Below are 21,038 nucleotides of genomic sequence, written 5' to 3'. Positions count from 1 at the left end.
GTTGAACATGCTTAAGACTTCCACTCTATTTGTAAGTATGCTGCTTCTCGCGGGCTGCTATTCCCTGAACAACCGGCATGATACGCTGGCTGTTCAGTGTGATATCAATGGCCGGACGCAGGATAAGGTTCTTGTGAAATTCACCAACCCTGGCGGGGTTGAACTGAGCCGTGAGCAGCTGGCTCAGCTGCAGGTTCAGTATCAGGGGACCAGCAACAATCAAGCTTTGACTCTAACCGCGCGAGCTTGTGTGGCTTTGCCAGTGGGCGCCGCGCGGGTGAAAGCGAAGATTTCCGGTGATACGCCGCTGTCGGCTGATCTTGTTTTGGATGCGTCGGCTGCGACCGATACCATTCACAAAGTGGAACTGGAAGCGCCTGGCGTTTTAATCATGGGACTGAAGTGCCCGAAGAATGGGCTGCTGGCGGCGGATAGCCTTGATAATCTGGTCGAGGTGAAGAAGTCGCTTGGGAAGCTGAATGGGTACAAGGTGGATCTTGCGCTTTATAATGCTCAGAATGAGAAAGTGCGGAGCCTTTTTGCGAAGGATATTCTGGATGAGTCTCTGGTTTTACCTTCGTCGTTCAATATCAAGAATGTGGATGAAGGAACTTACAAAGTCGAGTTGTCCGTTTTGGATTCGTACCACGACAAGTCCGGAGCCGAGGCGAAGAGCCAGTGTAATCTGACTGTGCGTCGCAGCTGTGCGAAGGATGAGGATTTTGATCCGGCGACCGTTTCCTGCGTGCCGAAGCTTTGTGATAATGCCTATCGCGTGGGTGCGAAGTGGACGGATAATCTGGCTTTGCAGCGTGGCGAAGGGCGTTATGAGTGTCGTTTGGAGAAGGGGCAGGCGGAGAAGGTTTTGTTGAGTCATACCTGCCAGGGTGGGTATTTTAAGTCCAAGGATTCGTGTTTGGCAGCGAAGGAAATTGCTGGCAGCTGTGCATTACTGGAGTCCGACGAAGTCGCCTGCTGGGGTACTGTCATCGGCAAGGATAATTATCCTTCGCGTAGAGATATCAATCTGCAAACGGCAATGAAGTTCCCCGAAAAAGTTAAAAGATTCGGCAGTAGCTGTGTTGAATTGGAATCCAAAAAGATCCATTGCTGGTCGATCGTTTATGATGAGAATGCAAGTTATCGCTTCATGCCGGAAGAGTCGACGCCCAAAACCTGGCGTGAAGCCCAACTTAAGGAATTTGTCGATCGAGCAGACCCCTGTAGCGGAATCACCTTCAGCGGAGGTAAATGCGAATTTAGGCTTACCCAAGCCGAAGGTGTTAATTCAATCCAACCTGCCCCCAATGGATCAGCAAGCTGCCTGCTTGATGTCACAGGCAGCGTTTGGTGCAACAAATCTGTTATGCCGAAATCTAAAGTGCTGGATTCGAGTGTCGAGGCTGCACCTTATTTCCGCGTAGCTGATTTGCCTAAGGGTGCTCTTCAAGTCAGATCACAATCGTTTACGACCTGTGTCATCCTTATAGATGGTTCTGTGATGTGCTGGGGTGATAACACAACGGGTGGGGTCGGTTCAAACAGCTCCGCTCTAAATGCTGACAAACCATCCCAGACTGTTGACTCCAAGGGAGCAAAGTTAACCAATATTACGCAAATCACCTCCACCCTTGATTTTAGCGGCCAACCCACAAATTATGCACTGTCGAAAGATGGAAGAGTTTTTGCTTGGGGTTCCAACCTGGACGGTGCTGTTGCTAATGGAACCCCTGGTGAAGATGATGAGGGAAACGCATTGTTCAGCCGATTTGCTGTCCCCATCCTAGTGGAAACGATCAAGTCCATCACACCCCTTGCCCAATAAAAAAACCCCTCCCGGATGGGAGGGGCTGTGGGTTCAATCGAGATTCAATTCAAGCCTTAGGGCTTCTTTTGGCTTTCGAGATACTTAACCAAAGTGTCGATCTGAGCATCAGTCAGACTCTTGAAGCGACGTGGTGGCATCGTCAGAAGGTGCTCACCTTTGTGCATCGCAACCTGAGAACCGTCAGCAGCAAGAATCTTGATGCCATCAGCCTTCAGACGCTCAGGAGTATAACCAAGCTTCAAGCGAGCGATCGCAATATCCAGCTCAGCATTCAGGTTCGCCATCTTCGTGAAGTCAACAGCGTTGAACTTCGCACGGCTCAAACTCTGATCCAGACCCGAGTGGTGACACTGAGCACAAGCCAGGGCCAGGATGTTCTGTGGCGTCTCTGTAGGAGCCACTGCGAAACCAACATCTGCCAACATTTGCTGGTCAGCTGGGAAGATGTCACGAGTATCCTTGAACTGAGCAACTGTCAAAGTACCAGCTTTGAAATCCTGAATCTGCTTAGTGAATGTTGCCTGCAGAGTAGGATCAGCCACTTTCAAACCAAAGAACGGGATCGGAATATAGTTCTTGGGCGCAGCTGTATCTGCGTTGAGTGGTGTCGTTGAAGCAGCATTCTGGAATGTAAGAGCCTTACGAGCCAGGAAGCGCAATCTCAATTGCTCAGCAGTCGGGCTCCGGCCATTATTAGCAGCGTTAGCCAACTCCGTACGAATCGTATTAGTCAAGAACTCGTTCGGCTGCTGAGCGCGTGGGTTACCCACGGGTTGAGCTTCCTGGAACAGCATATTGTTCCCACGCAGGAAGTTCTCCAGCTGCTGGGGATCCGAACCGGAAATCAGGTTACCCGGTACACCACCCACACCATCCGTACCCCAAGCTGCGGTATAATCCGCGATCAGCTGCTGACCGTCGGTGTTATCACGGAACCAGTGGGTCCATGGGTTACGAAGTTCCTGCATGCGCAGAATCTTCTGGCTCTGTGGGCCATCAGGCTGGTGACAGTGCATACAGTCGACGATCGTGTTCTTCAGATCGACGTCTTGATAAAGAGTAAACTCAGTCCAGTTCGATTCCACAGCGGCGGTCAGAAGCTCGCCCGCGCTGCAATGCTCAGGCTTGGAGTTACACGCCTGCTTGAAACCAACCAGGAAGAAATCGAAGGTGTTGTCAGGGTTTCTGACAGCGATTTCCGAGAACTGCTCACCGCGAACGAAACCAAGGGCGATATCGTTGGTGGTACGGTCCATCAGAATCACGCGTGGGTTGATCGCCGAAACGAACTTACCAACGAGCGACGAGGAATGACCCTGGATCGCGAAGGCTGGACCGTTACCGGCCGCACCGTTGTTACCGCGACCGCCCTGGGCGTTGGCTGGGAAAGCCAAACCGAGTGCAGCCTGGAGTTCCGCAAGGCTCTTGGGACGAACGTTATTCACGCAGAATGCGGTGATCACTTTGTTGGTCTTGCCCACGTTACGATCGCAAACGATCTTGGTCTGGGTATCGCCTTCTTTCAAACCATGAAGAGCTTCCTCATCCGTCAAGACAAGGAAGGTCTTGTTATCTTTTTGAGCTTCGCCGGGATTATTGGCTTTGCCAGGCATACCGGGCGTAGGATTTGCGTTGTCAGTTCCGGGTGCTGGTGTTTCATTTTCAGTGGCACCTGTCTGCTCGCCACCGGAATACCCAGACTTCTTGTATGGACTACAGCTGATCAGTACGATCGTCGCTGCCGTCAAACTCCAGCGCTTCAAATGTAACATCCCAAAACCTCCAACTTATGCCCTAAATCCCTGAATTCGTTGACCCACTATCAATCGAATTCTCGACGTTTGACGACGCACGCACCACTGCGAAGCAGCGACTCTTTACGCACAAATGCCGATGGGGGTTACAGAGCAAACCCCGAGCCACTTGTCGTGGTACGTGAATTCCAGAACTTATCGGTTGATACTTGCTGCGATTGATAGAAGCCTGGTCAGAAGCGTCCAGAGCTTGCACAATGGAAGGCCTAGTGCGCTGATTTTTATAGGAATTTAACGTCGTAAAATACCGCGTGCGGCCCATTTATTTTCAGTCTGGGCAGAATGAGAAGATCCTAAGACGGACTAAAGGCTCGAAACGACTAAGGTCCACAGCCCCTCGTCGTACTTCTGGACATTTTTGTTCTGTAGAAAAGCCTGGTCATCCCATAAAAGGACGAATATACGGCAAGTTCCAAAAGGCTTTAGACGGTTAAATGCCGCGAAGGGCGCCCGCCTGGATGCCTTGCACGCCGTAAATTTTCCAAACCAAGGCCATGCGGGCCCTCAGACTCTGCGCTGTGTCTTCTTGAACACAATCCGCCATCAAAACTCTCTTGCGTTGCAGGTCGGAGCACGATAAGCCTTTCAAAGTCGCTAAGATTTGCTGCTTACGACTCTATGTATTTCTCTTGAAAGGAAATCGTTATGAAGACGTCCCTCTTGGCTCTCGCTTTTGCTGGTCTCATGGCTCAGGCAGCTTACGCTGTGGACTGTACCGTTACCATCTCCGGTAACGACCAAATGCAGTACGATAAAAAAGAAGTCAAACTCCCCGCAGAATGCGCCACCCAGGAAATCAAAATCGAGTTCAAACATATTGGCAAGCTCCCTGCGGCCGCTATGGGCCACAACGTTGTTCTGGTTGAGAACGGCAAACTTTCCGCCATCCAGCCACGCTATGCAGCAGCAGGCGCTGATCCTGCGAAAATCGATGCCAACAGCGAGCAGCTGAAAACCAGCGGTGACGTGATCGCCTACACGAAAATCGTCGGCGGCGGCGCTTCGGACTCGACCAGCGTGGCCAAAGGCAAGCTGAAAGCTGGCGAGAAATACCAATACTTCTGCTCCTTCCCTGGACATTTCGCGTTGATGACCGGTACTCTCGAAATCGAAAAAGGCGGCGCCAGCACAGCCGCTGCTGCTGACAAAAAGGCAGACAAAAAGAAATAAGGATGTCTTTCCAGGAGGTACGTGATGTCTCAAGTCGCTGTTCTTTTGGCGGATGGTTTTGAAGAAATCGAAGCGATCACGATCGTCGATGTTTTGCGACGGGCGGATGTGCAGGTTCGAACCCTCGCTTTGAAGAATAAAACGGTGCAAGGGGCTCACGGCATCGCCGTCGAGGCTGATGCTCTTTTCGACCAGGAGCACAGCAAGGAATGGGATCTCGTGGTTTTGCCGGGCGGACAGCCCGGTGCCAACACTTTGCGCGATGACCCGCGCGTGGCCTCTCTGATCGAGCGTCAGCTGGGACAGAGCCGCAAAGTCGCCGCGATCTGTGCCGCACCCATTGCCCTGGGTGCGCACGGTATGCTTAAAGGTCGTCGCGCGACCTGTTATCCGGGTTTTGAAGATCAGCTGCGGGATGCCAAACTCTCGCTGGAACCCGTCGTGGTGGATAATGATATCACGACCAGTCGTGGCCCGGGCACCGCCATGACCTTTGCCCTGAACCTTGTCGAGCAACTCAAAGGCAAGGCCAAGGCCGACTCCGTACGTAAGGGCATGCTGCTCTAAAAAACTTCGGACTGCGAAAACAACACAACCCGACGGCCTTGCAGCCATCGGGTTGCTTACTTTGTACTGACTTAAGCAGGAGCACCGGGGGAATTCAGGCTCACGACAGGAAAGCCTTTTCTACCAGCAGCGGCATGGACTTCGCTGTGTCCTTGCAGAATGGCATCGCCATCCAGCATGCTTTCGCCGTGCTGACTCAGATCCAGACCTATCTCTTCATCCTCAGCCGAAACTCGCATCGGCAGTATCCAATCGGTGATCTTGTAAAGAATGTAAGAACCGAAGAAGGAGAAGCCGCTGACCAGAACCAGCGCGAGGCAGTGCATCAGGAAGGTTTTGGTGGGACCGAAAGCAAGGCCCACATCCTTGGCAAAAACACCGGTCAAAAGCATACCCATCAGGCCGCCTACGCCGTGGCAGGGGAACACATCGAGCGTGTCATCAATCGCGGTTTTCGATTTCAGCGAAACCATGAACGAGGATACGAGCGAGGAGAAGGCACCGATGAAGATCGAAGCGCCGACGCTGACAAAACCGGCAGCCGGCGTGATGGCAACCAAACCAACGACCGCACCGATACAGGCGCCAACAGCAGAAGGCTTACGGCCCTTCAGCATATCAAAGAAAACCCAGGCGAGAGCCGCGGAAGCGGAAGCCGTGTTGGTCGTTGCGAAAGCCTGAGCCGCTGTTTCATTGGCAGCCAAAGCCGAACCGGCGTTGAAACCGAACCAGCCGAACCACAGCATGCCGGTTCCGAGGATGATGAAGGGAATGTTCGCAGGCGTATGCGCTTCACCCGTGTGATCCTTGCGGCGACCGAGCATCAGAGCACCGGCCAAAGCCGCGAAGCCAGCTGACATGTGAACGACCGTTCCACCAGCAAAGTCCAGAACGCCCATAGTCCGCAGAAGCCCGTTGGGATGCCAGGTCATGTGCGCGAGCGGCGAATAGATGAAGACGATGAAGAGAGTGATAAAGAGCATGTAGCTCGTAAAACGCACGCGTTCCGCAAATGATCCCGTGATCAGAGCCGGGGTGATGACAGCGAATTTCAGCTGGAACATGGCGAAGAGAAGCAGGGGCACAGTCGGGGAAAGATCAGGATGCGTTGCGCCGGTCACGCCTTTGAACATGAAGAAGGTCGAAGGATTGCCGATAAAGCCGCCGATCGAATCACCGAAGGCGAGGCTGAAACCCACCGCAATCCAGATCAGACTCACAAGGCCCATGCTGATGAAACTCTGGAGCATGGTCGAGATCACGTTGCGCGTGCGGACCATGCCGCCATAGAAAAAGGAAAGACCAGGCGTCATGAAGAGAACCAGCGCCGAGCTGCACAGCATCCAGGCCACATCTCCCGGAACGATGGCGCCTCCTGTTTTCAAAGGTTCGGTTGCGGGCACAAAGGCCGCAAAGAGGCTTAACGCCACTAAAATTATGAGGGGGACCGATGTCTTCATGCAGGCTCTCCTTCTTGCTCATGCGAGTCGTGTGGTGGTTGTCCAAGCTGCCTCTTTAAAGCACAAGACATACCAGGTTTCTGGAATCCCGGATTACGCTGCGAGAACATCATGTTAAGGAAAATACGGAGGCCAGAAGGACCCCTGGAAAAGTACCGAATGGTAGGAATGGGGGAAGTGGGCCCGCGCTTTGGTAGGATGGTGCGCGGGAAACCCTTATACGTCCTGCTTTCAGCGTTCGTTCAGTGCTGCGCCGCGGGTCTGTTTTTCTTTCCAACCGCGCCATGTTTCGATGGCAACGGGCAGAAGTGAGAGAAAAATGATGGCAAAGATCACGATGTGAAAGTTGTCTTTCACTGTCGGCATATTCCCGAACATGAAGCCAGCTATGAGAAAGCTCCAAACCCAAAGAAGGCCGCCGACGATATTGTAGGCCAGAAAGCGGCTGTAGCGCATATGCCCAATGCCGGCCACAAACGGCGCGAAGGTTCTGATGATCGGCGCGAAGCGGGCGATGATGATGGCCTTGCCCCCATGTTTTTCATAGAAGGCCTGGGCAGCGAACAGGTGCTTCTTATTCAAAAGCACGCCCGTGTCTTTGGAAAAGACGCGGGGGCCTAGATACTTCCCTATATGATAATTTACGGCATCTCCCAGGATCGCCGCAACGGACAGGAGCACGATCAGCATGGGAAGACTGAGGTATGCGTTCTCCACAGCGGCCATCGCGCCCAATGCGAAAAGGAAGGAATCACCGGGAAGAAAAGGGGCCACGACCAGACCTGTCTCACTGAAGATAACCATAAACACCAGAACATAGATCCATGGTCCCATGAACGTGATCCAGTTGTTCAGGTGCAGGTCCATGTGCAGGATGATGTCAATAAACTGCCTGATCCATTCGATTAAGATATCCATAGGCCTCGCTTTCCGTAGGGGCAAATAAACCGAAAGCTTATCATGGGTTCTTCCCACCAAGCGATGGTTCAGTCTGGCACGAATGGCCTGGCATAAATAATTTTCGGTTTAGGCAGCCTTCTCGCTTTTGGTTATACCAGGAGCGAGAAAGCTTTCACATTTTGAACAAAGGATGAAACCCATGAAACACTTCCTCCTCCTCACCGCTTTCCTTATGGCATCGGTCGCAAGCGCGAAGCCCGTGGCCTTTTTGAAGCAATCGGGCGGATTCTGCCCCGGCACCTGCCCGTCCTCGTCCATCACGATCGAACAGAATGGGACTGTGATCGTGGAAATACAAAAGTATGTGCCCACGCCCTCGGTCGAGCGTCGGGTGCTCCTGCGCATGGGCAAGGAACTGACTGCCGCCATGCTGAAGGACATTCAGTCGATCAGCAGCGCGGAGCTGGTGGACACGGATGAAGGTCAGCCCTTCTGTGCGGACATCCCTGAGCTGCTCTTCACGGTCGTTCAGGGCAACCAAAAGATTGATATCGGCTATGATCGTGACTGCCACAAATTCCGTATGGCGAATTTTCACGGTTCGCAGATCGTCGATATGCTGAAAGACTTCCTGCAGCTCCATTACTACTCCCTGCGTTGAGTCTCTTGCGCCGCCGCTTGTTTTTCGGGACACTGAGGGGCGGGTCCGGTCACCCGCTCGCTCAACCCTTGCCCAGGACGTCTCATGCTCGCATCGCGTTGGCAGGCTTTTTCCAGTTCGATCTTCTCCAAAATGTCCCAGATGGCTGCCGCGCATCAGGCTGTAAACCTGGCTCAAGGCTTTCCCGATTTTGATGGACCCGCGGCTATCAAGGAAGCAGCCATTCAGGCAATCCGGGGGAACTTCAATCAGTACGCCCCCAGCACGGGGCTCGGAGAATTAAGGCGACAGCTCGCCAAAAGACAGGCCGAGCAGTACGGGCTCACCTACGACTTCGCCGGCGAGGTCACCGTTTTCTCAGGAGCCACGGAAGCCATCTTCTGCTGCATTATGGGCCTATGCGGACCCGGGGATGAAGTCCTGACCTTTGAACCCTTCTTTGATTGCTATCCCGCTGCCACTGCCATGGCTGGTGCTGTTTTGAAAACAGTTCCCCTGCGCGCCCCGGACTGGTCGTTTTCCGTCGATGAACTGCGCGCAGCCGTGACGAGCCGAACCAGGGTTCTGCTGCTCAACAGTCCGCATAATCCGAGCGGCAAGGTCTTCAATCGTCAGGAACTGCAAAGTCTCGCCGACCTGGCCCAGGAAAAAAATCTTATCGTGATCACCGATGAAGTCTATGAAGAGCTGTTTTTCACGCCGGCGCGGCATCTGCCGATCGCGCGTTTGAACGGCATGCGGGACCGCACGATCACCATTTCCTCGACGGCCAAGACCTTTAGCCTGACCGGCTGGAAGGTGGGTTTCACCTTCGCCGATAAAAAATTAACGGAACTCATCCGCATCCCGCATCAGTACACCGTCTTCTGTTCCGCCACACCGCTGCAGGCTGGCATGATCGCGGCCTATCAGCTGGGGCAGGACTATTATCTGGATTTCCGCGAGCAGTATACGCGGCGTCGCGATACGCTCCTCGGCATCCTTCGAAAACATGGCTTCACCTGCAAAGCGCCGGAAGGCACCTACTTCATCACCGCGGACTACAGTCAGATCCAGGATATTCCAGATATGGAATTCGCGGCCTGGCTGACGGAAAAAGTGGGTGTGGCCTGCCTGCCGATTTCGAGTTTTTATTTGGATGCGGAGAACGCGCGGAAGAATCTGCGACTCGTGCGCTTTGCGTTTTGCAAGGAAGTGGAGACTCTGGAGGAAGCTGGCCGTCGACTCGCGGAACGACTGCCGCGAGCCCTGGCCGAACGCACTTAACTTTTCACGATCACGGTTTCAGGCGGACTGTCAAAGTCCGCAATCAAAGGCTTGCGACGCAGGATCATTTCCAGGATGAAGGCGATGATGCCGACGTTGATGGCGATATCCGCGACGTTGAAGACCGCGAAGTCATGCCGCCAGCCGAAAATATTCCAGCCCACGGAAACAAAGTCGATGACGTAACCCTGAATGATGCGGTCGATGAAGTTACCGATGGCACCCGCCAGGATCATGACCAGACCGAAACGGGTCAGGTGAAAGTTGATCGGCAGGGTGCGCAGGTAAAAGGAAATGTAGACCACGCAGATCAAGGTCACGAGATAAAAGAATGGCACCCGAATGTTGTCGGGAAGGTTCGACAGCATGCTGAAGGCAGCGCCGCGGTTCCGCTCATACTGAAAATTCATGCGAATGAAAAAGGCGTTCTCTTCATAGGGCGCTTCAGGACGCCCCACAGACGCCACAGGAACGGTTCGGCTTTTGTGGATATCGAGGTTCGTGGGATGGGAGTAAGTCATCAGGCTGTTCTGAGCATGACGCTTGGTGACCTGATCGATGGCGATGGTCGACAAAAATATAAGCACCAGAGCGGCCGCGATCTGTTTGCCACGGACCGTTTTCAGAAAAGACATCGTCATAGCCATCTGAGAGAATTCCTTGTGTTGAGAACCCGATATTTCAAGTTATCCTATCATCACCCGGCGGCGCAAGCTCAGCTGAGCTGCGAAAGCTCTGTAAAGGCGTCGACCCAAGGCACGGACTTTCTTTCCTGACCGCTGGCGAGATCCTTGATGCTGACTGTTTTACTGGCCACCTCATCCCCGCCCAGAGTCAGAACGTACTGGTACTGGCGCTTGTCAGCAAACTTGAACTGATTGCCGAGTTTGCCTTCCTTCAGAGCAATGTCGGCCAGGACTCCCGCCGCGCGCAGTTCCGCGAGCAACTGAAATCCGTAGCTCCGACCCTCTTCACCGGCCAGTGCGATGAATACACCACGGCGGGTTTTATCATCAGCCAGGCCAAGCTGCTCCAGAGCGGCCAGCAGGCGATCGACGCCGATGGATCCGCCCACTCCTGCCAGTTCCTGGGTGGAAAAACGCGAGACGAGGCCGTTGTAACGTCCACCTGACGAGATGGAACCGAAACCATCCAGCCCATCAATCGTGGTTTCAAAGACAATCCCCGTATAGTAACCAAGGCCGCGGGCAATGCTGAGGTCCACCCGAACTTTGGCCTTGGTGTTTTGATAAAGCTTTTGCAAAAGTCCGGCGGTCTCTTCGAGTCGCTTGATCTCCTGCAGGGCGGGTGTTCCCGCAAGCAGTTCCTTCACCGGATTCAAATCGGTTTGACCCGAGGCATCACGTCCCTGCAAAACTTTCAGAAGGCGATCGGCGCCTGAAGCCTCCGAGCCTTCGATCTGCAGAATAAGGTCTTTGACCGCGGGCTCGCCGATTTTCGCGAGCTTATCGAGGGCGATCAACGTTCGATTTTCACCGCCGGCCACCAGCTGGGGCAGACAGGCTTTGATAAGAGCGGACAGAATAATGCGATGACCGATGGCCATCGTGAACGCACCGGGCACCAGCTCGACGAGGTTGCTCATGATGCACGACAGCACTTCCACATCCGCCGCCAGCGAATCGACGCCAATGATATCCAGATCCGCCTGGCAGAATTCGCGGTAACGGCCCTTCTGAGGTTTCTCGCCGCGCCACGAATTGCCGATCTGCACTTTTTTAAAGGGGAACACGAGTTCGGAATAATTTTCCGCCACGAAGCGCGCGAAGGGAACGGTCAAATCAAAGCGCAAAGCCACCATACGTTCACCGTGGTCTTCAAAGCGATAGACCTCTTTATCCGTATCGGTGCCGCCGGTTCCAAGCAGAGTTTCCGCATACTCAAGGACGGGGGTATCAATCGGCAAAAAGCCGGCCTGAAAGGCTTTCTGATAGATGCGATCCTGGATGCGCTTGCGGAGGCTGGCTTGCTGCGGCAGATAGTCACGGAAGCCTTTCAATTTACGCGGCGTGATTCGTTCTTGCGTGCTCAAACTGCTTGCTCCCTTTGGCTCTCTCAAGTAATAAGGCAAATGTGCGCGAACAACCGAGCAGGCGGACCGCAATGAAGAGAATCGCAACCTTACCCTCAGCTGTCTTCCCCCAGTCGTTTTTGAAGGGGCCGATGACGGCGCTTATCATAAGCTATTGTTTGGGATTTGCAACCGCTTCCCTGGCTCAAAATGAACCTGTGGCGCCGCTTTCAAGTTTGCTGAGCAAAACGACCAGCGGTTACGTTCCCGATGGTGTTTGGAAGATCGGACCCGAGACGGAATACGGGCTCACGCCCCGCATGGGAATCGGCGTGGATCTGCCGGCGTTCGTTGCGGGTGCCACCAATCTTTTCGCACGCGGTGAAGTGTGGCAGAACGGGCGGCAAAGTCTTTCGCTCGGCCTTGATCTGGTGCGCATGAACCGCGACTCGCTTTTTTGGGGCTCGCAGAAGGATAATTTCGCCAAACTCAATGTGACCGGTGTACGGCCCCGCCTTGTCTTCAGTCATGCAGTATCGGAGCGCCTGATCGTTCACAGTTCCTGGGAAGCTGGTTCAGGCAAGGGCGATGTCGAACTCAGTGACGATGGCAAACGCCGTCTTTGGAAGAAAAAGTATCCCGACGCCGACTATGATACGCGCGACGAGAACGGTCATCCCAGGCGTGAAGACGGCAGCCGTATGCATGAGAATTACAATATCACGCACCGCTCGCTTCTTCTGCAGTCCCTCCTGGGGCTCGCGCAGGAGCGTTTTGAACTGACTGGCGAAATTCAAAGGACCCCCACGGAAACCCTGGTGCTGGCCGCTCATGTGGCTCGCTTTGATCTGGCCGATCTGCGCGCCGATCGCTTTGGCTGCAGCCTCTCGCAGCAGTGGCGTGGCCCGAAAGTTGGCTTCCGCGTTGGGATTGGCGTTCTTTATCAGGTCGTGAGTGGCCGCGATCTGGATGACGAAAAGATTGATGATGGCCGTTTCCTGCCCACCGCGGATTTGGATTTTTTCGTGCTGCTTTAATCTTGCATTCTTGACGGGTTCGAGCTAAACCAAGGGTCCTTATCGAGGAACAAAGCGATGAAAAAACTTACAAGCAAGCAGATCAAATATCTTCGTGGACAGGCCCATCACCTGAATCCCGTGGTTATTATCGGCCAGTACGGCGTAACAGAAGCGGTTCTGCGTGAAGTGGAAACCACCCTGAATTACCACGAGCTGATCAAGGTGCAGATTCGCTGTGACGATCAGTTGGAACTGCATGATATGATGGGCCGCCTGACGGATGGCGTGAAGGCCACCCTGGTCCAGGTCATCGGTCACAAGGCCGTTCTTTACCGTCAAAGCGCGGAAAAGAAGATCAAGATTCCAGTCTAAGGAAATGCCATGGCGGACAAGCTGGTTTATGTGACAGGCAAAGGTTCGACTCGCAAGGACGAGAAAACCAAATCCTTTCAGCCGGCCGCTGGTCCGACCAAAATGCGTCTGGAAATGAAGGGTCGCGGCGGCAAAACCGTGACCGTCCTCTGGAATTTCCCCTTCACCGAAGACGAAGTCAAAGCCATCATCAAAACCATACAGCAGCGCTCAGCCTGTGGGGCCACCTTCAAGGACGGGCGCGCGGAATTTCAGGGCGATGTCAAAGACAAAGCTCTGGCTTATTTCCAGGAGCAGGGCTGGAAGCTCCAGCTGGCGGGCGGTTGATCGTCGAAGTCCCTGATTTTTCTGGCATAATCTTTCAAAATTACCTTCTTTTTTCGAAATCTCTTTATTATTTCATGAGGTTGCCGATCACCCAGGGAAGCTTTTTTACCCTGGATGTGGCATGCGCATTCTGCTCCTCATACTCTTTTTTATCCTGCCGCAGTCTCTGACGGCCGCGATCATTCGTGAGGCAGTGCAGGGTGAAGTGGACCTGCGTGACTGGAACGGCCGGGACGCGCTGCGAATCTATGGAGATTGGCGCTTTTTCCCGAACGAGCTGCTCGGGCCGGCCGCAGCGCGGGAGCGCTTTCATCAGCAAGGCGGAGGCTTTCTTAAACCAGGCCAGCCCTTCCGCGCTTTTACCGAAAGCAAAATATCCAATCTCGGCTTTGGATCCTATATGGTTCGGGTGCAAAGCCCCTGTCAGCGCTGTCGCGTATCCTTTGCTTTGCCGCAGGTTTATGTCGCGGGTCAATTGTTTGCGTTTGATGAAAACGCGGTGGATGACCTGCCCCTCCTGGAATTGGGCAAGGTGGCAACGGTACCGCTTCAGGAAAAACCTCAGATCAGCAGCATCCTGACTCCGGGTTTCGCCATTCATGATCAGGCATATTTTTATATCCTCATCCAGGTCAGTAACTTTCATTATTACTGGGGTGGACTCTGGCAGCCGCCCGCCCTTTATATCCAAGACGAAGGTTTTCCCCGCGGCGAACTCATGAATGCCATGGTCCTGCTCGGCATCATGCTCTTCTGCTTCGTGCACAGCGTCAGCCTTTTTCTGCGGCGCCCTGAAGACAAGGCTTCCCGCGAGCTGGCGATTTTTTCGAGCATCATGCTCGTGCGCAGCCTGACCTTTGCCGTGGGCGGACGCCTCGTTCTCTTCGATTCGCTATGGGGCTGGGAACTGATCTGGGATATCGTATACGTTACACTGGGCCTTTCCTCGGCCCGATTCTATCGCTTCACGGCCGCCTGTTTCCCTGAGCATGCCTCGGCCCGCTTCGCACGTATCAGCTGGATTTCAGCTCTGGCTCTGACCGGCATCTTCATCATCACAAGCACGCTGCAGATGGAATATCTGGTGATGCTGCTCTATGCCCATAGCCTCATCTGCGGCCTCGCCTGTCTTTGGATCGTGCTTCGCGCCGCCTTTCATAGAAAAGAAGGCGCTTACATCGCGCTCCTGGGCAACTGCGCGCTTTCCTTGAGCGGGATCACCAGCCTCTTCTGGTACCTTGGCAACACCACCTTTTCCGCCATGGGCATTGAAATAGGCACAGCCATCTTTATGATCTGTCAGACACAGATCGTGGCCAAGCGTTCCGCGACAGCCTTTCGCAGAGCCGAGGAATTGTCGCGGGAGCTTGAGGAAAAAGATCGGGCCCGCACGCTCTTCTTTCACAACACCTCGCATGAACTGCGGACGCCTGTGCACGGCATCCTGGGCTTTTTGAATCTGATCAGCAAGGGCCAGTACGGTCCCATCAGCGACCGGCTGCGGCTGCAGGTGCTGAAGATCACGCGTCTGACGGAATCGCTTCGGGATCAGGTCAACACCATCCTCGATCTTGCAAAATCCAAAAGGGGTGAGCTGCAGCTGCACGTTCAAAAATTCACTCTGGGCGAAGGGGTGCGGCGCATTCATGATATCGTGGATGGCCTGCGGCTCAAGCATCCCCAGGTGCAGTTCATCCTGCATAACCAGATCAATCTGGATCAGGTTTTCATGCATGATGCGGAAAAGATCGTCACCATCGTTCGCAACCTTCTGAGCAACGCCTTCAAGTTCGCGCGCAGCGATGCTGTGAATCAGGTGAAACTTCTGATGCAGACCGATGCCGAGGGTCTTTACTTCGAAGTGCATGACACGGGCATCGGCATTCCGACCGATAAGACCGCGCAGATCTTCGATGAATTCTCTCAGCTTCAGAATGATGCGCGCCGTTCCTATGAAGGCACCGGGCTTGGACTCAGCATCGTCCGGGATCTTCTGGAGCTCATGCATGGACGCATCGAGGTCAAATCCGCATTAGGCGAAGGCTCCACCTTCAAGATCTGGATACCGGAGCAGCGGGCGGCCGATCATCCCGCCCAGGAAACTCCGGTTTTGACGGCCCTTCCTGGGGCCGCTGCGGCTGAATCCATGGAGACGGAGAGCGGTGGGGCAGGCGGCATCACGCTTCTTGCGAATCCCGCGCGCTTCACCATACTCGTGATCGACGACAACGAGCTGAACTGTGAAGTGGTTCAGGATCTTTTGCAGAGCGATGGCTATCGGGTGATGATCGCGACCGGCGGCAAGGACGGGATCCATCAGATTGAAGTCCTGCATCCGCATCTGGTTCTCCTCGATCTTATGATGCCCGACGTGTCCGGCGAAGATGTGATGAAATATGTGAAAAGCCAGGACAGGCTGCGCGAGATTCCGATCATTCTGATCACCGCGCGCGCCAATGAAGAGGACAGGCTGCTCGGCCTCGGGCTCGGTGCTGATGATTACCTGGCCAAGCCTCTGGTGCCGGATGAATTGCGCCTGCGCGTCCGGAACATCCTCGTGCGCTATGACGACAATCATCGACTCGCCATGCAGGAGTATCAGGATCGCATGTCCCAGCTGGGCGAGGTTGTCGGCGATCTGGCCCGGGAATGGCACAGCATTCATCAACGCGTGGCCGAGGATCTGCGACAGCCTGAAGAAAGAGTGCAGAAGGTCGGTCGTCTTCTGCCGCTGCCGCCCATGCAGCGGGATCTTCTGGTGAAGCAGCTTTGTCAGAAAAACGAGGGGCGCCCCACCCAGGAGCTTTTGGATATCCTGATGCCGCCCAACCCTGATCATCCCGGAAGCCAGGAACTGCTTTATCTCCGAACATTGATCAGCAAGCTCCCCTTATCTCATGAACAGGCCAAAGGCCTCTGGCGCAGCATGGGTCAGCTGTCCGTCCCGGAAATGCAGGAGGTCAGTGAAATGCTGCACCTCTGCCAAAGCTATCTGCATCTCGCCGAAGCCGCGGGGCATAGCCGGGAGCTTATGGAAAGCATACTGGCTTTCAGTCGCCAGGAAATGGATGAGCACATCATTGATCTGAAGCAAACAGTGGACCGCACCTGGAGCCTCCTTCGCAATCGCGCGGGGCGCCTGGGCATTGACATGCGGATGGATCTGAGGCCGATGACAGTCTTCTCGGTCAGTTCCCACATCCAGCATATTCTGCTGTGCCTCATCAATAACGCCATGGACGCTGTCGCGGATCTGCCGATTGATGAACGCTGGATCCAAATCTCATTGAACGTGGACCCGCATACGAGGCAGGTCGGAATTCATGTCAGCAATGGGGGCCAGCCTCTGAGCGCTCACGTGTGCGAGCATCTTTTCGAGCGCGGCTTCACAACCAAAGGTGAGACGGCCAAAGGCATAGGCCTTTTCATTTCCCAGCGTCTCGCCCGCCAACTGCAGGGTGATCTTTCCTATCGGAATGAATCCGGCCACACCACTTTCGTTCTGATTCTGCCGCCCGGTCATCGGGTTTCGCTCGCCGGCTGACCAGTTTCCCAACACACTGTCGAACAGAGTTTGGACAGAGCGCAGCCCTTGCGAGGCCAAGTCCTTGTCTTCCGGAACGTCGTAAGGTGGCCCATTTCTTGCAAAATATTACAGCATATAAAGATTCAAGAGCTGCACACTGGGAGAAACAACATGCTTCATCGTAACCTTGTCCTTGGTCTGGTTCTCGCACTGGCTGTATCCTGCGCTAAGAAAAGCAGCTCTTCCGAAGAATCAACTCCCGAGCAGGCGACGGCCGATCAAGCCACGGATAAGGGCGCAGCGCCAGCGGAAGAAACCGCGGTGGATGGTCCCACCACCGATCCCGCGTTTCTCGTCGGCAAATGGGTCAGCGATTGTGTCAACCAGCCTGGCTTTCTGCAGGCCAGCGTTGTCGTGCAATATGATTTCACCGCCGATGGCAACGCCAGCTCCAAGGTGATCTCCTATGCCGGTGCCAACTGCACCAAGCGTTTCACCAAGGCCGATGTGGATGCTATCAAGACCCAGATCAATGCCGATCGCGCGATTCAATCGCCTCCCGCCGCACCTTTGAATGCCGCGGAACTTGCTGAACTGGATGCTCTTTGGTTTCCACCCCTGAATGCATTCACCTTCAAACTCGGCAAGACGCTGATCGACCAGACCGTGGAGATGAACTACTCGCAGAAAATCGGCGATCAAACGATCAATACCTATGTCACCATCTTTGTCGAAGAAAATAACCTCTACTTTGCCGAAGTTTGCCGGAAAGACGATCTTGACAACGGCCGCTGCAATCAAATCGTCGGCGACAGCGTGAAGAACCGGGCCCGCGACATGACCAACGCGATTCCCTTCCACAAAATGTGATTTTTAGCAATTCAATCCAGAACGCGGGATTCCACTCCACCCTTTCAGGGGGCGGGGTGCGGATCCCTGCGTTCTTTGCTACAATTGGGGGACCATAAAAAGCTTAGGAGATGGAACCGTGCTGACTCACAGGATACGCTTCATCCTGGCCACGCTCGCGGTGGTCACACTCGTCGTCACCTTTGGGTATTTCTCGCGCTACCCGGACCTCAATAGGAAGGCCATGGTCGCCGAGAATCATAGCGTGGCCGATACCATTGCCATGTGGCCCATTTTAAAAGTCACGGCCAATGATCCTTTATGGAAAAAAATCGCCTATACGACAGTGAACTGGACCAATGATAATAAAAAAGGGATGGCGTTCGGCATAGCCCTGGCCGCGCTTTTGTCCTGCTGGCTCAGTTATCTTCAGTTCAATCCGGGTGGGCGCTTTCGGAGTGCCTTCTACGGAATGATTCTGGGTTCCCCGCTCGGTGTCTGCGTAAACTGCGCGGCGCCCGTCTTCAAAGGAGTTCTGCGTTCCAGGCGCATTGAAATGGCTTTGGCTCTGATGTTCGCATCACCGACTTTGAACGTCGTGGTGCTGACGATGGCTTTCTCGCTCCTACCCTTTTATATGGCCGTCACCAAAGTCCTCTTTAATTTGGCTGTCATCATGATCGGAGTTCCCCTGCTCGCACGCTGGCTGCAGGATGCTCCGGTCAAGGATCTTCAGCAGCTCGAAAGCCGACTCGCGGCGGAATCCTGCGCTGTGCCCGTCAAGGAATCTTTCGTCTCAGGCTTCGTCGGACTTTTGAAAGACTTCTGGCGCCAGCTGAGCACCATCTTCATCCGCACCGCTCCCCTCATGCTGGTCGCGGGTTTTCTCGGCGCTTCCTTGAGTCACCTCGTGCCCTTGGATGCTCTCCAGGGCCAGAGCGGGATCGGTCCCATTTTGATCGCGGCGACCGTGGGTCTTATCCTTCCCGTGCCCATGGCCTTCGATGTGGTGCTGACCAACGCGCTTTTCTCGGCTGGCCTTCCTCAGAACGTTTCGATGGTCCTGCTCCTCAGCCTCGGGATCTACAGCTTCTATTCCTTCATGATCACCTGGCAAAGTGCCTCGCGCCGCTGGGCTCTTTACATCGCCGCCGGTCTTTGGATCGCGATCATTCCGATTGGTTTGCTGGCGCCGACCCTGCATGAAAAATTCTATATGAACCCCAATATCGAAAACTATCGGGCCATGACCGCGGGCGGCTCCACAGCCCCTGCGGCTCCCGTCGTGAATGCCCTGGCAGCCAAGGCGGATGTCGTCACAAGTCTGCCGGCCGCGGAAACCATCACAGCCGGGTCCACAAGCCTGACACGCGTGCCTTTCTTTCCCAAACAAAACGGCAACGGCAAGTTCGTTCAGCACGAAGGCCCGGATCTTGGGATCAAGCGCGGCTTCATGTATACCCTGCGGGACTATCCGGATCCTTTCTGGGTCGGCCGCGGCACCACAGCCGGTGACTTCGACAAGGATGGTTGGGTGGATGTGGCTCTCGGCAGTGATCAGGGTCCGCTCGTCTATCGCAATATCGGTGGCCGCTTTGTGGAAGTGCCTTTGACGCTCGAAGCTTTGCAGGGCGCACGCGTCTTCGCAGTGGCCTTTGTGGATCTTGACAGTGATACCTGGCCGGACCTTTTCTTCACCACCTTTAAACGCGGAAATTACTGGATCCGGAATAATCAGGGCCGCTTCGATACCAAAGCGGTCTCTGTTCCGAATGGTGATGGCGTCCTGACTGTCGCTCCTGCCTTTGCCGATATGAACGGCGACGGCCGCATTGATATCTTCAACGGCAACATGGTCCTGGGCATAGCAACCGGTTTCCGGGCCTTCGGTGACGGCCGCAAGAACGGGATCACCTGGAACAAGCCCGAGGGCTTTGTTTTCGAAGCCATGCAGGATGAAGATGATGGCGAAACCATGGCTTCGATCGTCAGTGATATCAACGGTGATGGTTTCCTCGACCTTTATGAAAATAATGACTTCGTGGTACCGGATTATCTTTATTTCGGTCAGAAGGATCGCAGCTTCCGTCGTCTGAAGGCTCCTGGCATCACAGGCTTCCCGACCCCCTATTTCTCGATGTCGGTCGATACCGCCGATATCAATAACGATCTGCGCATGGATCTTCTCATTACAGGAACCATCGCAGCCAAGCAGGACCTCGGCAATCAGGTCATAGATGGCGTTCAGGCCGTGGAATACAAGAAGGCCAAGGATAAGGTCGAATACTGCGACCGCATCAAAGACCCAGATTATCGCGTGAACTGCCAGCGCAACCGTCGCGCGGATCATCTGATTCCCTTCCATCGCATTAAAAACCTGGATGTGCGCGACTGTCAGAAGATCGGGGATGCGGACCAGCGTGACTCCTGCCTTCTGAGTATGATGTGGATGATCGTGACGAACAACGATGAGCAGGCGGACTGCAAGGCCCGTTACGGCTTTGATCCACGCATTCTGGAAGTCTGTCAGCTGATGCGTTCCGCAGGCGCCTTCCATAAGCGCGAGAAATATGCCCAGGAAGCGCCGCAGACCGATCGCGCGATTCTTTATATGGGCCAGGCGGATGGTGGTCTTGGTCAGGTGGGCAAGGATCGCTTTGATCATCCCGGTGGCTGGACCTGGTCCTCGCGCTTTGTCGATCTCGACAATGACGGCTGGGTCGATATTTTCAATGCGGAAGGTGCCGTGCGCATGGGTGAGTTCGGCTGGAACGTCTTCATGCGGAATGAGCAGGGTCGTTTCGTGCAGAAGCAGTTCAGCTCGGGCCTGACCAACGACTTCAACCTTTTCTCCTTCGTGCTGATCGACTACGACCATGATGGCGATTTGGATATCATTGGCAACGGTTCGGAAGGTCCTCCCCAGATCTATGAAAACCAAAGCGCCAATGCCCAGCACAGCATAGCCTTTGCTTTGAACAGCAAAGCTGGCAATACCGCGAACCTGAATGCAAGGCTGATCATTCATCCGAAATCCGGTCCGGCCCAGATTCGTGAGATCAAAGCCGGCGGCGGCTATCAGAGTGTGGATGCCCCGCTGCTCTATTTTGGTTTGGGTCAGGAAACGGAAGTGAGTCGGGTGGAAGTTCAGTGGCCGAATGGCTCCAAACAGGAGATCCAGGGTCCTCTGACGGCCGATGCTCTCTACCGTATCGAAGGTCCCTAATTGAAAAGGCCGCGGCTTCGG

At 54.5% G+C, this 21,038-nt stretch carries 16 protein-coding genes; 11 read left to right on the top strand and 5 right to left on the bottom strand.

The features are described 5' to 3' along the window. Positions 1-7: 7 nt before the first annotated feature. Complete coding sequence (locus VFO10_RS01290) at positions 8-1,825, top strand: hypothetical protein (protein WP_325136853.1); 1,818 nt, start codon at positions 8-10, stop codon at positions 1,823-1,825. 56 nt (positions 1,826-1,881) lie between these two features. On the opposite strand, the gene VFO10_RS01285 is transcribed toward VFO10_RS01290, so the two are convergent. After that, positions 1,882-3,600 (bottom strand): hypothetical protein, encoded by a 1,719-nt coding sequence (locus VFO10_RS01285; protein WP_325136852.1) that lies wholly within the window; start codon positions 3,598-3,600, stop codon positions 1,882-1,884. A 687-nt stretch (positions 3,601-4,287) separates the two neighbouring features. Between VFO10_RS01285 and azu the strand changes: the two genes are divergently transcribed. After that, positions 4,288-4,812, top strand: a complete 525-nt coding sequence (gene azu, locus VFO10_RS01280; RefSeq protein ID WP_325136851.1) for an azurin — start codon at positions 4,288-4,290, stop codon at positions 4,810-4,812. Positions 4,813-4,836: 24 nt separating this feature from the next. After that, positions 4,837-5,379 (top strand): DJ-1 family glyoxalase III, encoded by a 543-nt coding sequence (locus VFO10_RS01275; protein WP_325136850.1) that lies wholly within the window; start codon positions 4,837-4,839, stop codon positions 5,377-5,379. 71 nt (positions 5,380-5,450) lie between these two features. On the opposite strand, the gene VFO10_RS01270 is transcribed toward VFO10_RS01275, so the two are convergent. Both VFO10_RS01270 and VFO10_RS01265 read right to left on the bottom strand, forming a co-directional pair. Continuing rightward, a complete protein-coding gene (locus tag VFO10_RS01270) occupies positions 5,451-6,839 on the bottom strand; it encodes an ammonium transporter (RefSeq protein WP_325136849.1) in 1,389 nt (462 codons plus the stop codon). A 231-nt stretch (positions 6,840-7,070) separates the two neighbouring features. Beyond that, positions 7,071-7,757: a DedA family protein gene (locus VFO10_RS01265; RefSeq protein ID WP_325136848.1), complete on the bottom strand. Its 687-nt coding sequence runs from the start codon at positions 7,755-7,757 to the stop codon at positions 7,071-7,073. Positions 7,758-7,938: 181 nt separating this feature from the next. Here VFO10_RS01265 and VFO10_RS01260 point away from each other — a divergent pair, with 181 nt between their 5' ends. Beyond that, positions 7,939-8,400: a hypothetical protein gene (locus VFO10_RS01260; protein ID WP_325136847.1), complete on the top strand. Its 462-nt coding sequence runs from the start codon at positions 7,939-7,941 to the stop codon at positions 8,398-8,400. A gap of 84 nt (positions 8,401-8,484) precedes the next feature. Continuing rightward, positions 8,485-9,666, top strand: a complete 1,182-nt coding sequence (locus VFO10_RS01255; protein ID WP_325136846.1) for an aminotransferase class I/II-fold pyridoxal phosphate-dependent enzyme — start codon at positions 8,485-8,487, stop codon at positions 9,664-9,666. Here VFO10_RS01255 and lspA read toward each other — a convergent pair. Together lspA and hisS are read right to left on the bottom strand one after the other, a co-directional pair. After that, positions 9,663-10,313 carry a signal peptidase II gene (gene lspA / locus VFO10_RS01250; protein ID WP_325136845.1) on the bottom strand — a complete coding sequence of 217 codons (651 nt, stop codon included), beginning with the start codon at positions 10,311-10,313 and terminating at the stop codon, positions 9,663-9,665. The genes VFO10_RS01255 and lspA overlap by 4 nt on opposite strands. A 68-nt stretch (positions 10,314-10,381) precedes the next feature. Beyond that, a complete protein-coding gene (gene hisS, locus VFO10_RS01245; RefSeq protein ID WP_325136844.1) occupies positions 10,382-11,719 on the bottom strand; it encodes a histidine--tRNA ligase in 1,338 nt (445 codons plus the stop codon). A gap of 131 nt (positions 11,720-11,850) precedes the next feature. Between hisS and VFO10_RS01240 the strand changes: the two genes are divergently transcribed. The 6 genes from VFO10_RS01240 to VFO10_RS01215 all read left to right on the top strand — a co-directional run bounded on the left by VFO10_RS01240 (position 11,851) and on the right by VFO10_RS01215 (position 21,017). Further along, positions 11,851-12,735, top strand: a complete 885-nt coding sequence (locus VFO10_RS01240; protein WP_325136843.1) for a hypothetical protein — start codon at positions 11,851-11,853, stop codon at positions 12,733-12,735. A 57-nt stretch (positions 12,736-12,792) separates the two neighbouring features. After that, positions 12,793-13,089 (top strand): ribosome assembly RNA-binding protein YhbY, encoded by a 297-nt coding sequence (gene yhbY / locus VFO10_RS01235; RefSeq protein WP_325136842.1) that lies wholly within the window; start codon positions 12,793-12,795, stop codon positions 13,087-13,089. Positions 13,090-13,098: 9 nt separating this feature from the next. After that, positions 13,099-13,416, top strand: coding sequence for a hypothetical protein (locus VFO10_RS01230; RefSeq protein WP_325136841.1), 318 nt, complete (start codon positions 13,099-13,101; stop codon positions 13,414-13,416). A 121-nt stretch (positions 13,417-13,537) separates the two neighbouring features. Next, positions 13,538-16,960, top strand: a complete 3,423-nt coding sequence (locus tag VFO10_RS01225; RefSeq protein WP_325136840.1) for an ATP-binding protein — start codon at positions 13,538-13,540, stop codon at positions 16,958-16,960. A gap of 153 nt (positions 16,961-17,113) precedes the next feature. Continuing rightward, positions 17,114-17,812, top strand: a complete 699-nt coding sequence (locus tag VFO10_RS01220; RefSeq protein ID WP_325136839.1) for a hypothetical protein — start codon at positions 17,114-17,116, stop codon at positions 17,810-17,812. Positions 17,813-17,930: 118 nt separating this feature from the next. Next, entirely contained in the window at positions 17,931-21,017 is a 3,087-nt protein-coding gene (locus VFO10_RS01215) for an FG-GAP-like repeat-containing protein (RefSeq protein WP_325136838.1), read from the top strand. Positions 21,018-21,038: the final 21 nt, after the last annotated feature.

Source organism: Oligoflexus sp., assembly GCF_035712445.1.
Taxonomy (GTDB): domain Bacteria; phylum Bdellovibrionota_B; class Oligoflexia; order Oligoflexales; family Oligoflexaceae; genus Oligoflexus.
This window is presented reverse-complemented; position numbering and strand designations above follow the sequence as displayed.

Excerpts from the sequence above, each read along its gene's own strand:
- VFO10_RS01240 (WP_325136843.1), top strand. The coding sequence starts at position 11,851 with ATGACGGCGCTTATCATAAGCTATTGTTTGGGATTTGCAACCGCTTCC.
- VFO10_RS01225 (WP_325136840.1), top strand. The coding sequence starts at position 13,538 with ATGCGCATTCTGCTCCTCATACTCTTTTTTATCCTGCCGCAGTCTCTG.
- yhbY (WP_325136842.1), top strand. The coding sequence starts at position 12,793 with ATGAAAAAACTTACAAGCAAGCAGATCAAATATCTTCGTGGACAGGCC.
- azu (WP_325136851.1), top strand. The coding sequence starts at position 4,288 with ATGAAGACGTCCCTCTTGGCTCTCGCTTTTGCTGGTCTCATGGCTCAG.
- VFO10_RS01220 (WP_325136839.1), top strand. The coding sequence starts at position 17,114 with ATGCTTCATCGTAACCTTGTCCTTGGTCTGGTTCTCGCACTGGCTGTA.
- VFO10_RS01285 (WP_325136852.1), bottom strand. The coding sequence starts at position 3,600 with ATGTTACATTTGAAGCGCTGGAGTTTGACGGCAGCGACGATCGTACTG.
- VFO10_RS01265 (WP_325136848.1), bottom strand. The coding sequence starts at position 7,757 with ATGGATATCTTAATCGAATGGATCAGGCAGTTTATTGACATCATCCTG.
- lspA (WP_325136845.1), bottom strand. The coding sequence starts at position 10,313 with ATGGCTATGACGATGTCTTTTCTGAAAACGGTCCGTGGCAAACAGATC.
- VFO10_RS01230 (WP_325136841.1), top strand. The coding sequence starts at position 13,099 with ATGGCGGACAAGCTGGTTTATGTGACAGGCAAAGGTTCGACTCGCAAG.
- VFO10_RS01255 (WP_325136846.1), top strand. The coding sequence starts at position 8,485 with ATGCTCGCATCGCGTTGGCAGGCTTTTTCCAGTTCGATCTTCTCCAAA.
- VFO10_RS01260 (WP_325136847.1), top strand. The coding sequence starts at position 7,939 with ATGAAACACTTCCTCCTCCTCACCGCTTTCCTTATGGCATCGGTCGCA.
- VFO10_RS01290 (WP_325136853.1), top strand. The coding sequence starts at position 8 with ATGCTTAAGACTTCCACTCTATTTGTAAGTATGCTGCTTCTCGCGGGC.
- VFO10_RS01270 (WP_325136849.1), bottom strand. The coding sequence starts at position 6,839 with ATGAAGACATCGGTCCCCCTCATAATTTTAGTGGCGTTAAGCCTCTTT.
- VFO10_RS01275 (WP_325136850.1), top strand. The coding sequence starts at position 4,837 with ATGTCTCAAGTCGCTGTTCTTTTGGCGGATGGTTTTGAAGAAATCGAA.